This window comes from Streptomyces sp. NRRL S-495 (assembly GCF_000966955.1).
Taxonomy (GTDB): Bacteria; Actinomycetota; Actinomycetes; order Streptomycetales; family Streptomycetaceae; genus Kitasatospora; species Kitasatospora purpeofusca.
On the sequence record NZ_JZWY01000111.1, the window covers coordinates 14,582 to 34,730 of the forward strand.

Sequence of the window (20,149 nt, forward strand, 5' to 3'; positions counted from 1 at the left end):
TTCCAGCGGTACGACTGGCTCAGTACTGCTGCCACGCGGGATGGGCGTCACGTGGATCATGCGGTCCGCCAGCGCGTTCGCCCTTGTGGGACGCCAACCACGCGCGGCGGGCTGTTGCAGAACTCTCTGCCATCCGAACTGGCTTACGCCAGCCCTGACCACCGACAGATGCCCAACTGTGATCTGTGTGCATGCACCTCCCCGACCATCGGCATATCCCTCTTCACACAGCTGTAACAGCCATGTCAAGATGGGTTCCATCCGTTTCGGGGAGAACGTCCGAAAAAACGCCGAAACCGGCCTGACAAGGCGTCAAGCCGGTTTCGTGGCGCGGGATTCGGGGCCTGCGCCCCGGTCAGCGACCGGGGTAGCCGGGCCACGGCTGCTGCGGCGGCGGCTGCTGCCCCGGCCAGGCCGGAGCCGGCGGCTGGGTGCCGTAGCCGAAGCCCTGCCCCTGGGCGGGGCCCTGCTGCGAGGCGTACGGCGGCGGGGGCACCGGCGGGTACGGGCCGGTCTGCGGACGGCCGTGCCCGGCCGCCTCCCGGTCGTAGAACGGGCGCGCGTGGGCCCGCATCCACAGCGCCACCGGGTCGAACTCGTCCGCCATCGCCACCGTCGAGACCGCCAGTCCCTCCGGCGCGACCGCGATCGCCCGCTGCATCAACGCCCGCACCGCCTCCACCGTGGGCGGCGAGCTCTCGTACAGCTCGAGACCGATGGCGAGGTACGGCTCGCCCACCGACGGCCGCACCCAGGCCCGGCGCAGCGCCCGCACCGCCCGCACCTCGGCCGCCTGCCGCTCCAGCAGCGCGAAGAACTGCTGGGCCGGCACCTGCGGCTCGCTCAGCTTCAGCGGACCGGCCGGCAGCCGGTCCAGCCCCGCCGCCACCCGGCGCAGGTCCGCCCACGGCACCCCGACCCCGCCGCCCGGGGCGTGCGGGTTCAGCCACAGCCCCCAGCGGGTCCGGTACAGCGAGGCCGCGATCTCCCGGCCGGAGATCACCTCGTGCGCCCGCGCCCAGCCGGACGCCGCCAGCTGCTCGGGCGAGGTGACGGCCGGCGCGTAGCCGTGGCCGCTGATCTCCATGTTCCCGTACTGGGCGTCGGCGCTGCCCGGCGTCCCGTGCCACAGCAGCATCCAGACCCGGCCCTCGGCGAGCGCGTTCAGCATCGTCTCGTAGGCCTCGTAGCGCTCCGGCGCCACCTCGCGCAGGGCGCGTTCCAGCGCGCCCGGATCCGGGCGTCCGGTGGGCCCCTGGCCCCAGGGCCCCGGTGCGCCGCCAGCTACCGATCCCGCACTCATGCGCCCACCTCGTTGCGCCTCTTCGTTCCTCGTCCGTCACCGGCGGCCCGGCGGCCGTCAGCACGCACCTTATGGGGCGCCGTCGACCACCGCCACGCCGACGTGCCAGGGCCCCTGCCGCTCCCCCGCCCGCGTCCGGCCCGAAAGGCGCCGGACGGACGGCCGGGGACCGGCTCAGCCCCGTACGTGGAAGGGCGCGACCCGGTTCACCATCCACTCGACCACCGGATCGTCCGCGAGGTCGAGCAGTACGAGGTGGACGCCACCGGGCAGCGGCGCGGTTCCCAGCGCGCGCCCCAGCGCCTCGTTCACCGCCCCCGGGTCGGCCGGGGCCGCCGGGTCCAGCTGGACGCCCACGAACATCACGGTCGGCTCGCCCTCGACACTGGCCAGCGCCCGCCGGGCGCTCAGCACCCCCGGAAGCTGCGCCAGTTCGGCGCGGCAGGCGGCCAGGAACAGCTCCGGGTCCTCGCCCGGCACCGGCTCGCGCAGCGCCACCCGGCCCCCGGACGGCGCGTCCTGAGCGGCGTCCCAGCGGTCCTCGCGCGGTCCGCGGCGCAGCTCGGCCACACCCTCCGGCGGGACCGGGATGCCCACCGGGGCCTCGGGGTTGACGGCGATGCCGACGCCCAGCGGCAGGCCGCGGGCGAACTCCCACACCGGCGCGACCGCGAACGCCATCCCCGGCGCCTGCTGGAGCAGCACCTCCTGCGAGGAGAACACCGGGACATAGGGGCCACCGGCCAGTTCCAGGGTCGGCAGGTCCAGCGCCCGCCCCTGCGGGTCGCCGCCGGACGGCAGCGGGATCCACACCTGGCTGCGCGCCAGCACCTCGATCACCCGCGGGGTCGCGCCCGGGTCGCCGAGCGCGGCGGTGAGCACCTGCTCCAGCTCGTTGGCCGGCCATGTGCCGCCGGCCGGCGCCGACTGCGCCCCGCCCCAGCCCTGCTGCTCCACCGGGTTGCCCATCCGCCCCTGTACCGCCCTCCGCTCGCCGATTCCCGCAGCCTAGCGTCCGGGCGGGACGGAACGGGACGCGGAACGGAAGCGAACGGAAGCGAACGGACCCGGGAGCGGAGCGGGGCGCAGAAGGCGGCCCCCTCTCCCGCCATCGGTGCGGACGTGCCATGATGTGCGCGTCTGCGGTGGCATCCACCCAGGCCCTCCAACTCCATACCGGCCGCTCGAACCCGCGCGGGAGAGTCCGGAGTGCCCCGTCCTGGCGGCACAGCCGGCGCCGAAGGAGCAAGTCCTCCCCGGAATCTCTCAGGCCCCCCTACCGCACGGGTTAGGCAGATCTGGAAAGCGGTGCACGGCCCTGCCGTCCGCCCACCCACGGTGCAAGCCGCCATGCTGTCCTTTGCAGGGCAGTGGACGGTGAAGCTCTCAGGTACGACGACAGATGGGGAGACCCAGCCGCCGCATGCCCGCGCGCAGGGTCCGCCCCGTGCCCGGGCCGGTCCCGGCGTGCGCACCCCTGAGTGCCCCGACCGAGGAGTTCCTGGCCATGTCGTCCCTCCGCCTCACCGCGCTCGACGCGCTGCACCGCGCCCTCGGCGCCACCATGACCGACTTCGCCGGCTGGGACATGCCGCTGCGCTACGGCAGCGAGCGCGAGGAGCACCTCGCCGTCCGCACCAAGGCCGGCCTGTTCGACCTGTCCCACATGGGCGAGATCACCGTCACCGGCCCGCAGGCCGGCGAGATGCTGGACCACGCCCTGGTCGGCTTCGTCTCCGCGCTCGGCGTGCTGCGCGCCCGCTACACCATGATCTGCGCCGAGGACGGCGGCATCCTGGACGACCTGATCGTCTACCGCCTGCGCGAGGACGCCTTCCTGGTCGTCGCCAACGCCTCCAACGCCCAGCTGGTGCTGGACGAGCTGATCGCCCGCGCCAAGGGCTTCAACGCCGTCGTCTCCGACGACCGCGACGCCTACGCGCTGATCGCCGTCCAGGGCCCGGAGTCCACCGCGATCCTGGCCGACACCACCGAGGCCGACCTGCCCGGCCTGAAGTACTACGCGATCCTCCCGGCCCAGGTGGCCGGCCGCGACGTGCTGCTCGCCCGCACCGGCTACACCGGCGAGGACGGCTTCGAGATCTTCTGCAACCCGGGCGACGCCGAGCAGATCTGGCAGGCGCTGACCGCGGCCGGCACCGACCGGGGCCTGATCCCCTGCGGCCTGTCCTGCCGCGACACGCTGCGCCTGGAGGCCGGCATGCCGCTGTACGGCCACGAGCTGTCGACCGAGCTGACCCCGTTCGACGCCGGCCTCGGCCGGGTGGTGCGCTTCGACAAGACCACCAACGAGGGCGCCTTCGTCGGCCGCAAGGCCCTGGAGCGCGCCGCCGCCGAGGCCGAGGCCAACCCGCCGCGGGTCCTGGTCGGCCTGGTCTCCGACGGCAAGCGGGTGCCGCGCGCCGAGTACACCGTGGTCTCCACCGAGGGCGCCCCGATCGGCCGGATCACCTCCGGCTCGCCCTCCCCCACCCTCGAGAAGCCGATCGCGATGGCCTACGTGGACGCGGCCCACGCCGCCCCGGGCACCACCGTCGCGGTGGACGTGCGCGGCAAGCACGAGCCGGTGCAGGTCGTGGCGCTGCCGTTCTACAAGCGCGCCCGCTGACGCCGCTCCCCCACCTTTCCCTCGCGAGGCTCGTCCGCCCCTCGGGCCGCTTCGCCGTACCCGCTTCCCATCCTGGAGAATGACGCCATGAGCAACCCCCAGCACCTGCAGTACACCGAGGAGCACGAGTGGCTGACCGCCGCCGACGCCGACGGTGTGTCCACGATCGGCATCACCCAGCACGCCGCCGACGCCCTCGGTGACATCGTCTACGTCGAGCTGCCCGAGGTCGGCGCCACCGTGACGGCCGGCGAGACCTGTGGCGAGCTGGAGTCGACCAAGTCGGTCAGCGACCTGTACTCGCCGGTGACCGGTGAGATCACCGAGGTCAACGAGGACGTCAAGAACGACAACACCCTGGTCAACAGCGACCCCTTCAACGGCGGCTGGCTGTTCAAGGTCCGCGTCGAGGCGACCGGCAAGGTGCTGACCGCCGACGAGTACACCGCGCTCACCAACCCCTCGGCCTGAGCCCCGCCGGGGCGGCCCGCCCGCAGCGGCCGCCCCGCCCGCCGGCCCTCCTCCCTCTCACTTCCGGGAAGACTCCACCATGACGGTTCTGAACCAGTCCCTGCACTCCCTCGACCCGGAGATCGCCGCCGCGGTCGACGCCGAGCTGCACCGCCAGCAGACCACCCTGGAGATGATCGCCTCCGAGAACTTCGCCCCGGTGGCGGTCATGGAGGCCCAGGGCTCGGTCCTGACCAACAAGTACGCCGAGGGCTACCCCGGTCGCCGCTACTACGGCGGCTGCGAGCACGTCGACGTGGTCGAGCAGATCGCGATCGACCGGATCAAGGCCCTGTTCGGCGCCGAGCACGCCAACGTCCAGCCGCACTCGGGCGCGCAGGCCAACGCCGCCGCGATGTTCGCGCTGATCAAGCCGGGCGACACCATCCTGGGCCTGAACCTGGCCCACGGCGGTCACCTGACCCACGGCATGAAGATCAACTTCTCCGGCAAGCTCTACAACGTGGTGCCGTACCACGTGGAGGAGAAGTCCGGCCAGGTCGACATGGCCGAGGTCGAGCGGCTGGCCAAGGAGCACCGCCCGCAGCTGATCATCGCCGGCTGGTCCGCCTACCCGCGCCAGCTCGACTTCGCCGAGTTCCGCCGGATCGCCGACGAGACCGGCGCGCTGCTGATGGTCGACATGGCCCACTTCGCCGGCCTGGTCGCCGCGGGTCTGCACCCCAACCCGGTGCCGTACGCGGACGTGGTCACCACCACCACCCACAAGACCCTGGGCGGCCCGCGCGGCGGCGTCATCCTCTCCAAGGCCGAGCACGCCAAGAAGATCAACTCCGCGGTCTTCCCCGGCCAGCAGGGCGGCCCGCTGGAGCACGTCATCGCCGGCAAGGCCGTCGCCTTCAAGGTCGCCGCCTCCGAGGAGTTCAAGGAGCGCCAGCAGCGCACCCTGGACGGCGCCCGGATCCTGGCCGAGCGCCTGCTCCAGGCCGACGTCACCGAGGCCGGCGTCTCGGTGCTGTCCGGCGGCACCGACGTCCACCTGGTCCTGGTCGACCTGCGCAACAGCCAGCTCGACGGCCAGCAGGCCGAGGACCGGCTGCACGAGGTCGGCATCACCGTCAACCGCAACGCGATCCCGAACGACCCGCGCCCGCCGATGGTCACCTCCGGCCTGCGGATCGGCACCCCGGCGCTCGCCACCCGCGGCTTCGGCGCCGAGGACTTCCGCGAGGTCGCCGACATCATCGCCGAGGCCCTGAAGCCGGCCTACGACGAGACCGTCGCCGCCGCCCTGAAGGCCCGGGTCACCGCCCTCGCCGAGAAGTACCCGCTGTACCCGAACCTGTAGGTCCCTCCTGTTCGGCCGCGGGTGACCGGGCTCACGCCGCCCGGACACCGGGGATTCCGGGGCACCGCGCACACTGGAAGGTGCGCGCGGTGCCCCGACCCGTGTCGGTCGCCCGACCCACCACCTCCGCCACTGCCGTCCCTCCCTCCCCGCCGGCACCACCCACGAGACCAGACAAGGACGTCACTCCGTGGCCATCAGCGTCTTCGACCTCTTCTCCATCGGCATCGGCCCGTCCAGTTCCCACACCGTCGGCCCGATGCGCGCCGCCCGGATGTTCGCCCGCCGCCTGAAGTCCGAGGCCCTGCTGGACGAGGTGACCGCCGTCCGGGCCGAGCTGTTCGGCTCGCTGGGCGCCACCGGCCACGGCCACGGCACGCCGAAGGCCGTCCTGCTGGGCCTGGAGGGCTACTCCCCGCGCACCGTGGACGTCGACCGGGCCGACCTCGACGTCGAGCGGATCACCGCCGAGAAGCGGCTCAACCTGCTCGGCACGCACCCCATCGACTTCGACCGCGACTCCCAGCTGGTGCTGCACCGGCGGCGCTCGCTGCCGTACCACGCCAACGGCATGACCCTGTGGGCCTTCCGGGCCGACGGCTCCACCGTGCTGGAGAAGACCTACTACTCGGTCGGCGGCGGCTTCGTCGTGGACGAGGACGCGATCGGCGCGGACCGGGTCAAGCCCGACGACACCTCGCTCAAGTACCCCTTCCGCACCGGCGACGAGCTGCTCCGGCTCAGCCGGGAGACCGGCCTGTCGATCTCCGGCCTGATGCTGGAGAACGAGAAGGCCTGGCGCAGCGAGGAGGAGATCCGGACCGGGCTGCTGGAGATCTGGCAGGTCATGCAGGAGTGCGTCCGGGCGGGCATGTCCCGCGAGGGCATACTCCCCGGCGGCCTCAAGGTGCGCCGCCGCGCCGCCTCGGGCGCCCGCGCGCTGCGTGCCGAGGGCATCGGCCCGGCCAACGCGATGGAGTGGGTCACCCTCTACGCGATGGCGGTCAACGAGGAGAACGCCTCCGGCCGCCGGGTGGTCACCGCCCCGACCAACGGCGCGGCCGGCATCATCCCCGCCGTCCTGCACTACTACCTGAACTTCATCCCCGGCGCGGACGAGGACGGCATCGTCCGCTTCCTGCTCGCCGCGGGCGCGATCGGCATGCTCTTCAAGGAGAACGCCTCCATCTCCGGCGCCGAGGTCGGCTGCCAGGGCGAGGTCGGCTCGGCCTGCTCGATGGCGGCCGGCGGCCTCGCGGAGGTCCTCGGCGGCTCGCCCGAGCAGGTCGAGAACGCCGCCGAGATCGGCATCGAGCACAACCTCGGCCTCACCTGCGACCCGGTCGGCGGCCTGGTCCAGATCCCCTGCATCGAGCGCAACGGCATGGCCTCGGTCAAGGCCGTCACCGCCGCCCGGATGGCCCTGCGCGGCGACGGCCGCCACCACGTCTCCCTCGACAAGGCGATCAAGACCATGAAGGAGACCGGCGCCGACATGAAGATCAAGTACAAGGAGACCTCGCGCGGCGGCCTCGCCGTCAACGTCATCGAGTGCTGACACCGGCCCCACTCACGCCCGCGCCCCCGCCCACCGGCGGGGGCGCGGGCGTTCTGCCGGGTCAGGCGGTGGGGAGGCGGCGGTGGTCATGGCGGATCCCCCTCGATGTCGCCGCCCGGCGATGCACCGGGCGGCCTCGGGACCACGGCAGGAAGTGAAGCCGACTTCAGGTCAAGCATGATCAGGAGCGGAAGATCGTGAATAATCTCAGGCGCTGACGTGAACCTATGCAAATTCCGAAGGTGAACTAAGTTACAAACCTTCCATTCGAAGCCACTCGGTTTGCCCACATGCTGAGATCCATGCGATAGTCGACCTGTCCGACGGCGGCTGCCACCAGCTGGCCCACCGCCTCATGGACAGTTGATCCTCGGCCCGCCCGACCTGGCACGGCCGACACCCATCGCGCGGCACGCACCCCCTTGGCCGGCGCGATGACTTGCAGGGGCTTGCAGGGGCCCCCAGCCGCCGGACCACGGCGCAGTCGGGGGCCCCGCGTGTTTTCCGGGCGCGGTTCAGACCCGCTCGCGGACCTTCAGCTCGAACCAGACGCCCTTGCCGCGCGGCAGCAGGTCGGCGCCCCAGCGGTCGGCCAGGTCGTCGACCACCTGGAGCCCGCGTCCGCGCTCGGTGACCGGCAGCGGCTCGGCCAGGATCATGCAGGGCAGCGCCCGCGAGGAGTCCCGCACCTCGACCCGGAGCCAGCCCGGTTTCCGCACCACCTGGAGCCCGATCGTCCGCCCCGCGGCATGCCGCACGGCGTTGGCGACCAGCTCGCTGGTGAGTAACTCGCACACCTCCAGGTGCTGGTGCAGCTCCCAGGCACCCAGGACCGCGAGCACCAGTCGGCGCGCCACCGGTCCGGTCTCCGGCCGGGACGGGAGCCGCACCTCACCCGGCGTCGTCCGGTCGCACAGCCTGCCGGCGTACAGCCGCTCCAGCTCGTCGCAGCTGAGCCGTTCCAGCGCCGCCAGGGAGTCCTGGAACGACCCCCACGACGCTTCGGCGACCAAGCTGGAACCCGGAATCGATGACTGATCTGTTTCGCCCCAACCCGCCATGCGCCCCATCATTGCGGAACGCAAGCGGCCGCGTACGGACAATGAACAAACGATCACTACTCTTTCGGCATATGCCGGGTGCAACCCGAACCCACGTTCGCAAGGCCCGGGCCGCCGGCCCGCCGAGGGTCTACCAGGCGCTCCAGTCCACGTTCCAGCCGCTGAGGCCGTTGTCCGGCGCGACCTGCCCGCGGGTGGAGTTCCGCACCGTGACGACGTCCCCGATGATCGAACCGTCGTAGAACTGACCCGCCGAGGTGGCCGCTCCGCCGCCCTTGACGTCCTTCAGACCCACGCAGCCGTGGCTGACGTTGTCCTCGCCGAAGGCGTTGCTCCAGTAGTTGCCGTGCACATAGGTGCCGGTGTCGGTCAGCCGCATGGAGTGCGGAACCTGCAGGTCGTAGGGGGCGCCGGTCATCCCGGGCAGGGTGCTGGACTGCATCCGCACCACGCCCTCCTTGGACATCACCACCATGGTGCCGTTCCAGGTCGGGTGCTCGGCCGAGCCGGAGGTGATCTCCACCTCCGAGCTCTGCCCGTCCCGGACCACCGTCATCCGGTGCGTCTTGGCGTCAACAGTCGAAACCTGGGATCGCCCGATAGTGAAGGGCTCGTCCCGGTCCACGCCCCCGTAGACGCCCGGCGCGATCTCCACGCTCTTCAGCCGGTACTTCGCGGTGACCTTGGTGCCCGGGGTCCAGTACTTCTCCGGGCGGAAGTCCAGCCGGCGGTTGCCGAACCAGTGGCCCTTCAGCACGGTGCCGTCGCTGGTCTCGAAGGAGATGCCGCGGGCCACGGCGTCCTTGTTCTTCACGTCCTTGTCGAAGGCGACCGAGACGATCATGCCGACGCCGTAGGTGGCGTTGTCCTGGATGTTGTCGCTCGCCTTCGCCTCCCGCTCGGGCGTCAGCGTGGTGAAGCTGCTGTCGGCCGAGGCGACCACGCCGCCGGCGTCCGCCGCCAGCGCGCTCACCTGGTACGCGGTGCCGACCGCCAGCGGGCCGGACGGGCTCCAGCTCGCGCCGTCGGCGGCGAGGGTGCCGGCCACCTCCTTGCCGGTCCGGTCGCTCACCTTGACCGTGGTGAGCTTCCCGCCGGACACCGCGACCTTGAGCGAACCGTCCGGGGCGACGTCCACGGCGCCGCTCTTCGGCTGGATGTCCACCACGGCCTGCGAGACCTTGGGCGCGGCGGCGGTGGCGGCACCGGTGGCGGCACCCGCGGCCGGAGCCCCGGAAGCCTGACCGCCGGCCGGGGCGGCGGACGACGGGACCCCCGCGGTCCCGCCGGCCCGCGGTCCCGCCGGCCCCCAGCTCGGCCTTGGCCGCCGTCCCGCCCCCGGACCCGCCGCTCCCCCCGCAGGCGCTGGTCAGCACCAGCGCTCCGCCGACCAGCCCCGCGGCCACCACCTTGCGTATCGACTTCACCGTCGTCCCCCTCGTTCGTGTCACGGTGTTCGACATTTACACGCGCCGTGTCCCGGAAAGGTTGCGCCGTTCGGGGGGGCATCGGCCCCGAAAACGCGACCGGCCCGACCCCAACGAGTGAGGATCGGGCCGGTCGTGGCAGTTCCGTGACTGGCGGGGCTACTGGCGGGTACGACTACCAGTTCGCCCAGGCGATGTTCCAGCCGCTCAGGCCGTTGTCGGGGGCGACGACCTTCTCCTTGGAGTTCTTGATGGTGATGACGTCACCGATCATCGAATCGTTGAAGAACTTGCCGGCCACCGAGGCGTCGCTGCCGCCCTTCTCGTCCTGCATCGAGATGCAGCCGTGGCTGGCGTTGGACTTGCCGAACGGGTTGGCCCAGTAGTTGCCGTGCACGAAGGTGCCCGAGTTGGTCAGCCGCATCGCGTGCGGCACGTCCGGGATGTCGTACTCGCCGCCGAGGCCGACGGTCTGCGAGTTCATCCGGGTGACCTTCTCCTTGGACATCACCACCATGGTGCCGTTCCAGGAGGGGTTCTTCTCGTCGCCCAGGGTCACCGGCACGGTGCGGCTGTCGCCGCCGCGGGTCACCGTCATCTGGTGGGTGGCCGAGTCGGCGACCGAGACCTGGGAGCGGCCGATGGTGAACGGCTCGTCCTTGTCGATGTCGCCGTAGACGCCCGGGGAGACCTCGACGTTCTTCAGGCGGTACTTGATGACGACCTTGGTGCCCGGGGCCCAGTACTTCTCGGGGCGGAAGTCCAGCCGCTTGGTGCCGAACCAGTGGCCCTTCACGGTGGTGCCGTCGCTGGCCTCGAAGGTGATGCCCTGGACGACCGCGTCCTTGTTCTTGACGTCCTTGTTGAAGACCACCGAGACGATCATGCCGACGCCGTAGGTGGCGTTGTCGGCGATGTTGTCGTTGGTGGAGATCTTCTTCGCCGGGGTCAGCGTGGTGAACGAGGTGGTCGACGCGGCCACCAGGCCCTCGGCGTCGGTGGCCTGGGCGTTCACCTTGTACGCCATGCCGACGGCCAGCGGGGCGCTGGGCTTCCAGCCGCTGCCGTCCGCGGTGATGGCACCCGTGACCGGCTTGCCCTCCTTGTCGGTCACCTCGACCGTGGTGAGCTTGCCGCCGGTCACCCCGACCTTCAGCGCGCCGTCCGGGGCGACGTCCTGGGCGCCGTCCTTGGGCTCGACGTTCACCACGGCGGCCGAGGTCTTCGGCGTGGCGGAGCTCTGGCCGGGAGCCGGCGTCCCGCCGTTGCCCGCGGCTCCGGCGTCCGAGGCGCCCGCGCTGGCCGTCGCGTCACCCCCGCCGGCGGCCTTGTCGTCACCCCCGCTGTTGCAGGCCGCAGTGAGCAGCAGCACCCCACCCATCGCCAACGCCACCGCGCTCTGGCGCAGACGGCGGCTGGTGACAGTGGTACGTATCGCGGCGTCGGCCGCCCTAACCGGCTTCACGGTCTCTCCCCTCCCGGTGTCCATCACTGTGGACGCGCTGGTGCCCGAACGGGTTGCACCGGACCGGCGATCTTCCGCGCCGAGCTTCGGCGCGGCAAGCAGGATAGCTGGGCCGATCGGGTGAATCCTGGGAGGGCTACCGGTGAACGCGGGTGAAGATCATCCGCACATGGCCGTCAGGGCCTGGCCCCCGACGACGGAGCCGGGGGAACGGCCGGGGGAACACCCGGCGGGAGGCCCGGGGAGGGGCTCGGCACCGGACTCGGCGACACGCTCGGCGGGGTACCGGGGGACGCGCCCGGCGACACGCTCGGCGGAGCACCCGGGGACGCGCCCGGCGGCGCACTCGGGGACGGACCGGCGGACGAACCGGCGGACGGAGTGCCGGAGGGGCTCGCGGCCGGCTGGAGGGCGCTCCCGGCCACCCACTGCGCCCAGGGCAGGTTCCAGCCGTTCAGCCCGTTGCTCGGCGGGACCGCGTCCCCCGTCGAGGCCCTGACCTCCAGCACGTCCCCCGGGATGGTGTGCTCGAACAGCCAGCCCGCCGGCGTCTCCCCGCTCGCCCCGCCCTTGGCGTCGGCCAGCCCGATGCAGCCGTGGCTGGTGTTGGCGGTGCCGAACACCGACGGGTTGGCCCAGTAGTTGCCGTGCACGAAGGTGCCCGAGTTGGTCAGCCGCATCGCGTGCGGCACGTCCTTGATGTCGTACTCGTCGCCCATCCCGACGGTCTGCGAGTTCATCCTGGTCACCCGGTACTTCTCGGACACCACGAGCACGCCCCGGTAGGTCGTGTGCTTGGCGTCCCCGCCGGACACCTTGAGGGTGCGCACCACCCGGCCGCCCTGGCCGGCCCGGACGGTGAGGGTGTGGGCGTCCAGGTCGACGGTGGAGACCTGGGACCGGCCGACGGTGAACCGGACGTCCTTGTTCTGGGTGCCGAACTCGCCCGGGGCGCCCTGGACGTCCTTGAGCCGCAGCGCGACCGCCACCTTGGTGCCCGGCGCCCAGTACGCCCGGGGGCGGAAGTCCAGCCGCTGGCCGCCGAACCAGTGCGCGGCCACCTCCACCGGCGGGTCGGCGGTCACCGCGATCGCCCGCTCCACCGCCGCCCGGTCGGTGACCGGGCGGCTGAACCGCAGCGAGACCGGCATTCCCACCCCGACCGTGGAGCCGTCCTCGGGGGTGAAGAAGGCGACGAAGGTGTGCGCCCGGGCCATGGTCGAGAAGTCGGCGTGCTGGACCGCCCGCTGCCCCTGGTCGTCCTCGGCCACCGCGTCCAGGGTGAACTTCGTGCCCAGCGGCAACGGGCCGTCCGGCGCCCAGCCGGTGCCGTCCGCGGAGAGCGAGCCGGGCACCTCGCCGCCCCGGCTGTCGGCCAGCCGCACGGACACCAGCCGGCCCTGGGCGACGCTCACCCGGACCGGGCCCTCGGGCGGCAGGTTCTGGGTGTCGTCGGCCGGCAGCGCGGTGATCGACGCCCTGGAGGCCGGCGGCGGACCGGACGGCTCCGCCCGGACGGCGTCCGCGCTCGTGCTCCCCGGCTCGCCGCCACCGCCGGAGCACCCGGCCAGCACGGCCAGGCAGCAGCCCACCGCCGCCAGCCGCCGTGCCCACATCCGTCCTCGGGGCCGCATCCCGGGACCTCCCGCCGTAGCCGTCCGATACCCCGCACAACGAGGGCGGTCCCGGCAGGACACGCCGACACGCCGGAAGCACCCACTCCGACGGCCCAGCAACGCGGCCGCGCCCGGGCGCCATCCGCCGGTAACACGGTGTTAAGCCGCTTCCGTCCGGTGCGATCAGGGAATGAGACACCGCACGGGGTCCGGGACACCCCGTCAGGGAGGGCACCGCCATGGCGTCAGGGCAGGAGTCGGCGGCCGCCGTGCGCGCGCACGCCCCCACGGCCGTCAACGGGCACCGCGCGCACGGACACCCCGGCGAGCGGCCGGACGGCGAACCGCCCTGGCCGGGCAGCCGGCTGCCGCTCGGCGCACGCTTCCACCCCGGCCCGGACGGCCGCCCCGGCACCAACTTCGCGCTCTGGGCCGGCGGCGCCGAGGCCGTCGACCTCTGCCTCTTCGACGAGGACGGCCGGGAGAGCCGGCTGCGCCTCACCGAGCAGGACGCCCACACCTGGCACGGCTTCGTCCCCGGGGTCCTGCCCGGCACCCGGTACGGCTACCGGGTGCACGGCCGCTGGGACCCGTGGACCGGCGCCCGGTGGAACCCGGCCAAACTGCTGCTCGACCCCTACGCCCGAGCGGTCGACGGCGGCTACACCGCGCACGACGCGGTCTGCTCCGCCGTCCGCAACTGGCCCGAGGCCGAGGTCGCCGACACCGTCCGGGACAACCGCGACTCGGCCCCGTACGTGCCCAGAGCCGTGGTCGTCCGGGACGACGACGACTGGTCCGACGACCACCGGCCGAAGACCCCGTGGGCCGAGACCGTCCTCTACGAACTGCACGTACGCGGCTTCACCCGCCGCCACCCCGAGGTCCCGCCCGAGCTGCGCGGCACCTACGCCGGACTCGCCCACCCCGCCGCGATCGCCCACCTCACCGGCCTGGGCGTCACCGCGGTCGAGCTGCTCCCGGTCCACCACCACGTCAGCGAGGACCACCTCCAGGCCCGCGGCCTCGTCAACTACTGGGGCTACAACACCGTCGGCTACTTCGCCCCGCACGCCGGCTACTCCGCCGCCGGCTCGCGCGGCGGCCAGGTCGGCGAGTTCAAGCGGATGGTCCGGGCCCTGCACGCCGCCGGCATCGAGGTGATCCTCGACGTCGTCTACAACCACACCGCCGACGGCGCCGAACTCGGCCCCGCGCTGCTCCTGCGCGGCATCGACAACGCCGGCTACTACCGGCTGCCGCCCAACCGCCCGCGCGGCTACGCCGACTACACCGGCTGTGGCAACAGCCTCGACACCCGCCGCCCCCAGGTCGTCCGGCTGATCACCGACTCGCTGCGCTACTGGGTGCACGAGATGGGCGTGGACGGCTTCCGCTTCGACCTCGCCGCCACCCTCGCCCGCGGCGCCGACGGCGGGGTCACGATGGAGCACCCGCTGCTCTCGGCCATCGCCCAGGACCCGCTGCTCAGCCGGGTGAAGCTGATCGCCGAGCCCTGGGACGTCGGCCCGGGCGGCTACCAGGTGGGCGGGTTCCCGCCGCCCTGGGCCGAGTGGAACGACCGCTACCGCGACACCGTGCGGGACTTCTGGCGCGGCGCCCGCCCGGACGTCCGGGAGCTCGGCTACCGGCTCTCCGGCTCCTCCGACCTCTACCAGCGGGACGGCCGGCGCCCGTACGCCTCCGTCAACTACGTGACCGCGCACGACGGCTTCACGCTGCGCGACCTCGTCTCCTACGACCGCAAGCACAACGAGGCCAACGGCGAGGCCAACCGGGACGGCACCGACGACAACCGCTCCTGGAACCACGGCGCCGAGGGGGAGAGCGCCGACCCCGCCGTCACCGCCCTGCGCCGGCGCCAGCTGCGCAACCTCACCGCCACCCTGCTGCTCTCCGCCGGGGTCCCGATGATCACCGCGGGGGACGAGTTCGGCCGCACCCAGGGCGGCAACAACAACGCCTACTGCCAGGACAACGAGGTGAGCTGGCTGGACTGGTCGCTGCTCGACGACCCGGCCTGGCGCAGCCTGTACGACTTCACCGCCCGACTGGTCCGGCTCCGCCGCGAGCACCCGGTGCTGCGGCAGCGGGCGTTCTTCTCCGGTCGCGCCACCGCCCCCGGCGGCCGGCCCGACCTGGCCTGGTTCACCCCGCTCGGCAAGGAAATGACCGAGGCCGACTGGTTCGCGCCGACCGCCGCCGTGGGCATGCTGCTGGCCGGCACCGCGATGTCGGAACGGGACGCGCGCGGCCGCCCGCTGCTCGACGACAGCTTCCTGCTGCTGCTCAACGCCGGCCCCGAACCGGTCCCCTTCGTCCTGCCCGGCACTCCCCGGGCGGCCGACGGCACCGGCTACGAGACCGTGGTCGACACGGCGGCGGCGGACGGCGGCCCTGCGGGGCGGCACCTCCCCGGCGACCCGGTCCCGCTCGGCGCCCGCGCCCTGCACCTGCTCCGGGCCGTCCCCTGACCCGGCCGTCCCCTGCTCGGGCCGTCCCCCACGGGCGGCCCCGGTTGGCCGGTTCTCGACGACAGGTCCGAAAAACCGGATGAGAAATGACACGTACCCGGCCTACCCTCACCGCGATGGCCGAGAACCAAGCCCCCGACACCGCCCCCGACTCCGAGACCGGCTCCGACCCCGAGCCAGGCAGCGAGCCACCCGCCCCCCGCCGGTCGACGGTGCGCTCGCTGCTGCGCCTGTGGCCCTACGTCCGCCCGATCCGCACCCGGCTGGCCGTCTCGGTCACCGCCGCGATGCTCGCCTCGCTCAGCGCCCTGCTGGTCCCGACCGTCCTCGGCCGGATCGTGGACGGCCCGATCGCCGAGCGCGACCTCGGCGGCCTCTGGGCCCCGGCGGCCCTGCTGCTCCTGCTCGGCCTCGCCGAGGCCGCCCTGTTCTTCACCCGCCGGGTGGTGCTGGCCCGGCCGCTGGCCGGCGTCGAGACGGCGATGCGCGGCGACCTCTTCGCCAAACTCCAGCGGCTGCCGGTGTCCTTCCACGACCGCTGGGGCTCCGGCCAGCTGCTCTCCCGCGCCACCTCCGACATGTACACCATGCGGCTGTTCCTGGCCTTCCCGCTGGTCTTCCTGATCGTCAACACGGTGACCTTCCTGGTCGGCACCGCGCTGATGTTCACCCAGGACTGGCGGCTGGCACTGATCGTGCTCGGCCCGGCCGTCCCGCTGCTGATGCTCACCCGCCGCTTCGAGGCCGGCTACTCGGGCGCCGCCCGCCGCGCCCAGGACCAGAACGGCGACCTCGCCACCGTGGTCGAGGAGTCCGTGCTCGGCATCCGGATCCTCAAGGCCTTCGGCCGCCACCGCTCGATGGCGGAACGTTTCCGCGAGCACTCCCGGCAGCTGCGCCGCACCGAGCTGCGGAAGGCCGGCCTGCTCGCCAACCTGTGGTCGGTCATCGTCGGCCTGCCCGAGCTGGCCCTCGGCTGCGCCCTCGCGGTCGGCGTCCACCTGGTCGCCCAGGACCAGATGTCCGCCGGCACCCTGGTCGCCTTCCTGTCCACCGCGCTCTCACTGCGCTGGCCGGTCGAGTCGCTGGGCTGGCTGCTCGCCTACGCCAACGAGGCCGCCACCGCCACCGACCGCTTCTTCGAGGTGCTGGACGAGCCCGAGGCGGAGGCCGCCGAGGCCCCCGCGGGCATCCCCGCCGGCTCCACCGACGCCCAGGACGGCATCCGGCTCACCGGCGTCCGCTTCCGCTACCCCGACGCCCCGGCCGACACCCCCGACCTGCTCCGCGGCGTCGATCTGCACATCCGCAGCGGCGAGACGATGGCCCTGGTCGGCGCCACCGGCAGCGGCAAGACCACCCTCACCGCCCTGCTCCCCCGCCTCTACGAGGCCACCGGCGGCAGCATCACCCTCGACGGCCGGGACATCCGCGAGTTCGACCGCACCCGGCTGCGCGAGCTGGTCGCGGTCGCCTTCGAGGAGCCCACCCTGTTCTCCGCCACCGTCCGGGAGAACGTGCTGATGGGCGCCCCCGGCGCGGACGAGGAGCGGCTGCTCACCGCGCTCGCCACCGCCCAGGCCGGCTTCGTCGAGAAGCTGCCGGAGGGCGTCGCCACCGAGGTCGGCGAGCAGGGCCTCAGCCTGTCCGGCGGCCAGCGCCAGCGGCTCGCGCTGGCCCGCGCCGTGGTCGGCGACCCGGCCTTCCTGGTGCTCGACGACCCGCTGTCGGCGCTGGACGTGCACACCGAGGCGCTGGTCGAGCGCGCCCTGCGCCAGGTCCTCGCCGCCACTACCGCCCTGGTGGTCGCGCACCGGCCGAGCACCGTACTGCTCGCCGACCGGGTCGCCGTCCTCGCCGAGGGCCGGATCGAGGCCGTCGGCACCCACCAGGAGCTGCTGCGCGACTCGGCGCGCTACCGCGAACTGATGTCGGGCGAGGCCGCCCTCGTCCCCGAGGGGAGCACCGCCCGATGACCACCACCGTCGAACCCGCCGCCGCGCGCACCGACCCGGCCGCGCCGGACGAGGAGGAGCTGCCGGCCCCGCCGGCCGACGAGGAGGACATCCCCGTCCCGCCCGGCGCCCCGCGCGCCCTGCTGCGCTCGCTGCTCGGCCCGCACCGGGGCCGGATCGCCACCGCCATGGCGGTGATCCTGCTCCAGCAGGCCGCGCTGCAGGCCGGTCCGCTGCTGGTCGCCTTCGCGATGGACCGGGGCATCCCCGCCCTGCGCGAGCACGACTCCGGACCGCTGGTCGCGGTGGTGGTCGCCTACCTGGGCTGCGCGCTGCTCGGCACCCTGCTCCAGTGGGCGTTCATCAAGATCAGCGCCCGGGTCAACCAGGACATCCTGCTGGACCTGCGCGGGCGGATCTTCCGGCACGCCCAGCGGCTCAGCCTGGACTTCCACGAGCGCTACACCTCGGGCCGGATCATCTCCCGCGCCACCAGCGACGTGGACGCGCTGCGCGAACTGCTCTCCGAGGGCCTCCAGGAGCTGCTGACGGTCTTCCTCTCGGTCTGCTCCATCTCGGTCATCCTGCTGGTGCTGGACTGGCGGCTCGGTCTGGCCTCGCTGGCCTCCTTCCTGCCGCTGTGGCTGATCGCCCGCTCGTTCCGGCGTCGCTCGCGCCGGGTCTACCGGCGTTCGCGCACCGCCGCCGCCTCGCTGATCGTCCGCTTCACCGAGACCATGAACGGCATCCGCCCGGTCAAGGCCTTCCGCCGCGAGCGGGCCAATGACGCGGCGTTCGGCGTGGTGAACCGGCAGTCGGCCACCGCCACCGCGGACGGCCTGCTGGAGATCGCCCGGTACGTCGGCCTCTCCCGGGGCACGGCCAATGTGTGGACCACCGGCGTGCTGGTGCTCGGCGCCTGGCTGGTCACCGACGGCGCCGTCGAACTGGGCGTGCTGACCGCCTTCGTGCTCTACCTGCGCCGGCTGTTCGACCCGATCGACCAGCTGGCGATGTTCCTCAACAGCTACCAGTCGGCCGCCGCCGCCCTGGAGAAGATCGCCGGCCTGCTGGCCCACGAGCCGACCGTCGCCGAGCCGACGGAGCCGAAGGAGCTGCCGGCCACGTCCGTGACCGGCCGGGAGGTCGGCTTCGAGAGGACCAGGTTCGCGTACCGCACCGGCAAGGAGGTGCTGCCGCCGTTCGACCTGGTGCTGCCGGCCGGGCAGACCGTCGCCGTGGTCGGTGCGACCGGGGCCGGCAAGTCGACGGTGGCCAAGCTGCTGGCCCGGTTCTACGACCCGACCGAGGGCCGGATCACCCTGGACGGGGTGGACCTGCGCGACCTCGCCGGTCCCGAGCTGCGGCGCGGGGTGGTGATGGTGACCCAGGAGTCCTTCCTGTTCTCCGGCACCGTCGCCGAGAACATCGCGATCGGCCGGCCCGGCGCCACCCGGGCCGAGGTCGAGGCGGCCGCCCGGGCGATCGGGGCGCACGCCTTCATCGCCGAGCTGCCGGACGGCTACGACACCGATGTGCGCAAGCGCGGCGGGCGGATCTCGGCCGGCCAGCGGCAGCTGGTGGCCTTCGCCCGCGCGCTGCTCGCCGACCCGGCGGTGCTGATCCTCGACGAGGCCACCAGCTCGCTGGACGTGCCCGGCGAGCAGGCGGTGCAGCGGGCGATGCGCACGGTGCTGGCCGGACGGACGGCCGTGATCATCGCCCACCGCCTCTCCACCGTGGAGATCGCCGACCGGGTGCTGGTGATGGAGCAGGGCCGGATCGTGGAGGACGGCAGCCCGCGCGAGCTGATCGACGGCGCCGGGCGCTTCGCCCGGCTGCACCGGGCCTGGCGGGACAGCCTGGTCTGACACCCCGCTCGCGACCCTGCCGCACGCCCACATGGGTAATAGTCCATAGACCCTTTCGTCTATTACCGAAAGGGTCTATGGTCGTTTCCGGGGCCTACCGCCCCCGGGTCTGCGAAGGGGAACGAGCATGGTCGACCGTCAGCACTGGGAGCAGTGGCAGCGCAGCTGGGACCGGCAGCAGGAGTGGTACCTGCCCGACCGCGAGGAGCGGTTCCGGGTGATGATCGACCTCGTCGGGGCCGTGACCGGCCCGGCCCCGCGCGTCCTCGACCTCGCCTGCGGCACCGGCAGCATCACCGAGCGGCTGTTCGCCCGGCTGCCCGGCGCCACCAGTGTGGGCGTGGACCAGGACCCGGCGCTGATGACCATCGCCCGGGGCGTGCTCGGCGAGGACGAGCGGTTCACCCTGGTGACCGCCGACCTCAAGGACCCGCAGTGGGCAAGCGCCCTCCCGCCGGGACCGTTCGACGCGGTGGTGACCGCCACCGCCCTGCACTGGCTGCCCGCCACCGCCCTGGCCCGGCTCTACACGGACCTGGCCGGACTGCTCCGCCCCGGCGGGGTGTTCCTCAACGCCGACCACATGCCGGACCCGGAGGTCCCGCTGCTCAACGCCGCCGAGCGGGCCCAGCGGCACGGGCGGCAGGAGCGCGAGAAGGCCGAGGGCGTCCTCGACTGGGAGTCCTGGTGGCTCGCCGCCGCGGCCGACCCGCTGCTCGCCGACCAGGTGGCTGCCCGCAACGCGCTGTACGGCTCGCACGCCGACGGCGAGTCCCACCCGGCCGGCTGGCACACCGAGCGGCTGGTGGCGTCCGGCTTCGCCGAGGCCGGGGTGGCCTGGCGCTCGGTCACCGACGCCATGGTGGCGGCCGTCCGCTGAGCAGACCGTCCACCTAACGGGGCGGCCCACCGGGCGGGGCGGTCCACCGGGCGGGGCGCCGGTCCGGTCG

General features: G+C 73.0%; 14 protein-coding genes and 1 riboswitch. Of the genes, 8 read left to right on the top strand and 6 right to left on the bottom strand.

Going from position 1 to position 20,149, the window contains the following annotated elements; all coding sequences use genetic code 11:
• Positions 1–355: 355 nt before the first annotated feature.
• Together VR45_RS07990 and VR45_RS07995 are read right to left on the bottom strand one after the other, a co-directional pair.
• On the bottom strand, positions 356–1,171 hold the full coding sequence (locus VR45_RS07990) for an enhanced serine sensitivity protein SseB C-terminal domain-containing protein (RefSeq protein WP_234325880.1): 816 nt from the start codon (positions 1,169–1,171) through the stop codon (positions 356–358).
• Between the two features lie 306 nt (positions 1,172–1,477).
• Complete coding sequence (locus VR45_RS07995) at positions 1,478–2,272, bottom strand: enhanced serine sensitivity protein SseB (RefSeq protein ID WP_045938959.1); 795 nt, start codon at positions 2,270–2,272, stop codon at positions 1,478–1,480.
• 216 nt (positions 2,273–2,488) lie between these two features.
• Positions 2,489–2,595, top strand: a riboswitch (glycine riboswitch).
• Between the two features lie 215 nt (positions 2,596–2,810).
• Here VR45_RS07995 and gcvT point away from each other — a divergent pair.
• The 4 genes from gcvT to VR45_RS08015 all read left to right on the top strand — a co-directional run bounded on the left by gcvT (position 2,811) and on the right by VR45_RS08015 (position 7,309).
• Positions 2,811–3,932 (top strand): glycine cleavage system aminomethyltransferase GcvT, encoded by a 1,122-nt coding sequence (gene gcvT / locus VR45_RS08000; RefSeq protein WP_045938960.1) that lies wholly within the window; start codon positions 2,811–2,813, stop codon positions 3,930–3,932.
• Between the two features lie 87 nt (positions 3,933–4,019).
• The gene (gcvH, locus tag VR45_RS08005) at positions 4,020–4,403 is read left to right on the top strand and encodes a glycine cleavage system protein GcvH (protein ID WP_045938961.1); all 384 of its coding nucleotides are present in this window, start codon (positions 4,020–4,022) and stop codon (positions 4,401–4,403) included.
• Between the two features lie 79 nt (positions 4,404–4,482).
• A complete protein-coding gene (gene glyA / locus VR45_RS08010) occupies positions 4,483–5,751 on the top strand; it encodes a serine hydroxymethyltransferase (protein WP_045938962.1) in 1,269 nt (422 codons plus the stop codon).
• 190 nt (positions 5,752–5,941) lie between these two features.
• Entirely contained in the window at positions 5,942–7,309 is a 1,368-nt protein-coding gene (locus VR45_RS08015) for an L-serine ammonia-lyase (protein WP_045938963.1), read from the top strand.
• A gap of 515 nt (positions 7,310–7,824) precedes the next feature.
• Here the strand turns inward: VR45_RS08015 and VR45_RS08020 are convergent.
• The 4 genes from VR45_RS08020 to VR45_RS08035 form a co-directional block, all read right to left on the bottom strand.
• Positions 7,825–8,322: an ATP-binding protein gene (locus VR45_RS08020; RefSeq protein WP_233290167.1), complete on the bottom strand. Its 498-nt coding sequence runs from the start codon at positions 8,320–8,322 to the stop codon at positions 7,825–7,827.
• Positions 8,323–8,500: 178 nt separating this feature from the next.
• Entirely contained in the window at positions 8,501–9,538 is a 1,038-nt protein-coding gene (locus VR45_RS08025; protein WP_052708930.1) for an Ig-like domain-containing protein, read from the bottom strand.
• Between the two features lie 434 nt (positions 9,539–9,972).
• Positions 9,973–11,262 carry an Ig-like domain-containing protein gene (locus VR45_RS08030; protein WP_234325879.1) on the bottom strand — a complete coding sequence of 430 codons (1,290 nt, stop codon included), beginning with the start codon at positions 11,260–11,262 and terminating at the stop codon, positions 9,973–9,975.
• Between the two features lie 176 nt (positions 11,263–11,438).
• Positions 11,439–12,878 carry an Ig-like domain-containing protein gene (locus tag VR45_RS08035; protein WP_063772434.1) on the bottom strand — a complete coding sequence of 480 codons (1,440 nt, stop codon included), beginning with the start codon at positions 12,876–12,878 and terminating at the stop codon, positions 11,439–11,441.
• Between the two features lie 239 nt (positions 12,879–13,117).
• Between VR45_RS08035 and glgX the strand changes: the two genes are divergently transcribed.
• The 4 genes from glgX (at position 13,118) to VR45_RS08055 (ending at position 20,079) form a co-directional block, all read left to right on the top strand.
• On the top strand, positions 13,118–15,373 hold the full coding sequence (gene glgX, locus VR45_RS08040; RefSeq protein WP_045938965.1) for a glycogen debranching protein GlgX: 2,256 nt from the start codon (positions 13,118–13,120) through the stop codon (positions 15,371–15,373).
• A gap of 116 nt (positions 15,374–15,489) precedes the next feature.
• Positions 15,490–17,349 (top strand): ABC transporter ATP-binding protein, encoded by a 1,860-nt coding sequence (locus tag VR45_RS08045; protein ID WP_078896317.1) that lies wholly within the window; start codon positions 15,490–15,492, stop codon positions 17,347–17,349.
• The gene (locus VR45_RS08050) at positions 17,346–19,199 is read left to right on the top strand and encodes an ABC transporter ATP-binding protein (RefSeq protein ID WP_045938966.1); all 1,854 of its coding nucleotides are present in this window, start codon (positions 17,346–17,348) and stop codon (positions 19,197–19,199) included. The genes VR45_RS08045 and VR45_RS08050 overlap by 4 nt, the downstream gene beginning before the upstream one ends.
• Before the next feature lie 127 nt (positions 19,200–19,326).
• Positions 19,327–20,079: a class I SAM-dependent methyltransferase gene (locus VR45_RS08055; protein WP_045938967.1), complete on the top strand. Its 753-nt coding sequence runs from the start codon at positions 19,327–19,329 to the stop codon at positions 20,077–20,079.
• Positions 20,080–20,149 lie beyond the last annotated feature (70 nt).

Bases quoted from the DNA above. Each gene is read 5' to 3' on its own strand.
- VR45_RS07990 (WP_234325880.1), bottom strand. From the start codon at position 1,171: ATGCTGAACGCGCTCGCCGAGGGCCGGGTCTGGATGCTGCTGTGGCAC.
- VR45_RS07995 (WP_045938959.1), bottom strand. From the start codon at position 2,272: ATGGGCAACCCGGTGGAGCAGCAGGGCTGGGGCGGGGCGCAGTCGGCG.
- gcvT (WP_045938960.1), top strand. From the start codon at position 2,811: ATGTCGTCCCTCCGCCTCACCGCGCTCGACGCGCTGCACCGCGCCCTC.
- gcvH (WP_045938961.1), top strand. From the start codon at position 4,020: ATGAGCAACCCCCAGCACCTGCAGTACACCGAGGAGCACGAGTGGCTG.
- glyA (WP_045938962.1), top strand. From the start codon at position 4,483: ATGACGGTTCTGAACCAGTCCCTGCACTCCCTCGACCCGGAGATCGCC.
- VR45_RS08035 (WP_063772434.1), bottom strand. From the start codon at position 12,878: ATGTGGGCACGGCGGCTGGCGGCGGTGGGCTGCTGCCTGGCCGTGCTG.
- glgX (WP_045938965.1), top strand. From the start codon at position 13,118: ATGGCGTCAGGGCAGGAGTCGGCGGCCGCCGTGCGCGCGCACGCCCCC.
- VR45_RS08045 (WP_078896317.1), top strand. From the start codon at position 15,490: ATGGCCGAGAACCAAGCCCCCGACACCGCCCCCGACTCCGAGACCGGC.
- VR45_RS08050 (WP_045938966.1), top strand. From the start codon at position 17,346: ATGACCACCACCGTCGAACCCGCCGCCGCGCGCACCGACCCGGCCGCG.
- VR45_RS08055 (WP_045938967.1), top strand. From the start codon at position 19,327: ATGGTCGACCGTCAGCACTGGGAGCAGTGGCAGCGCAGCTGGGACCGG.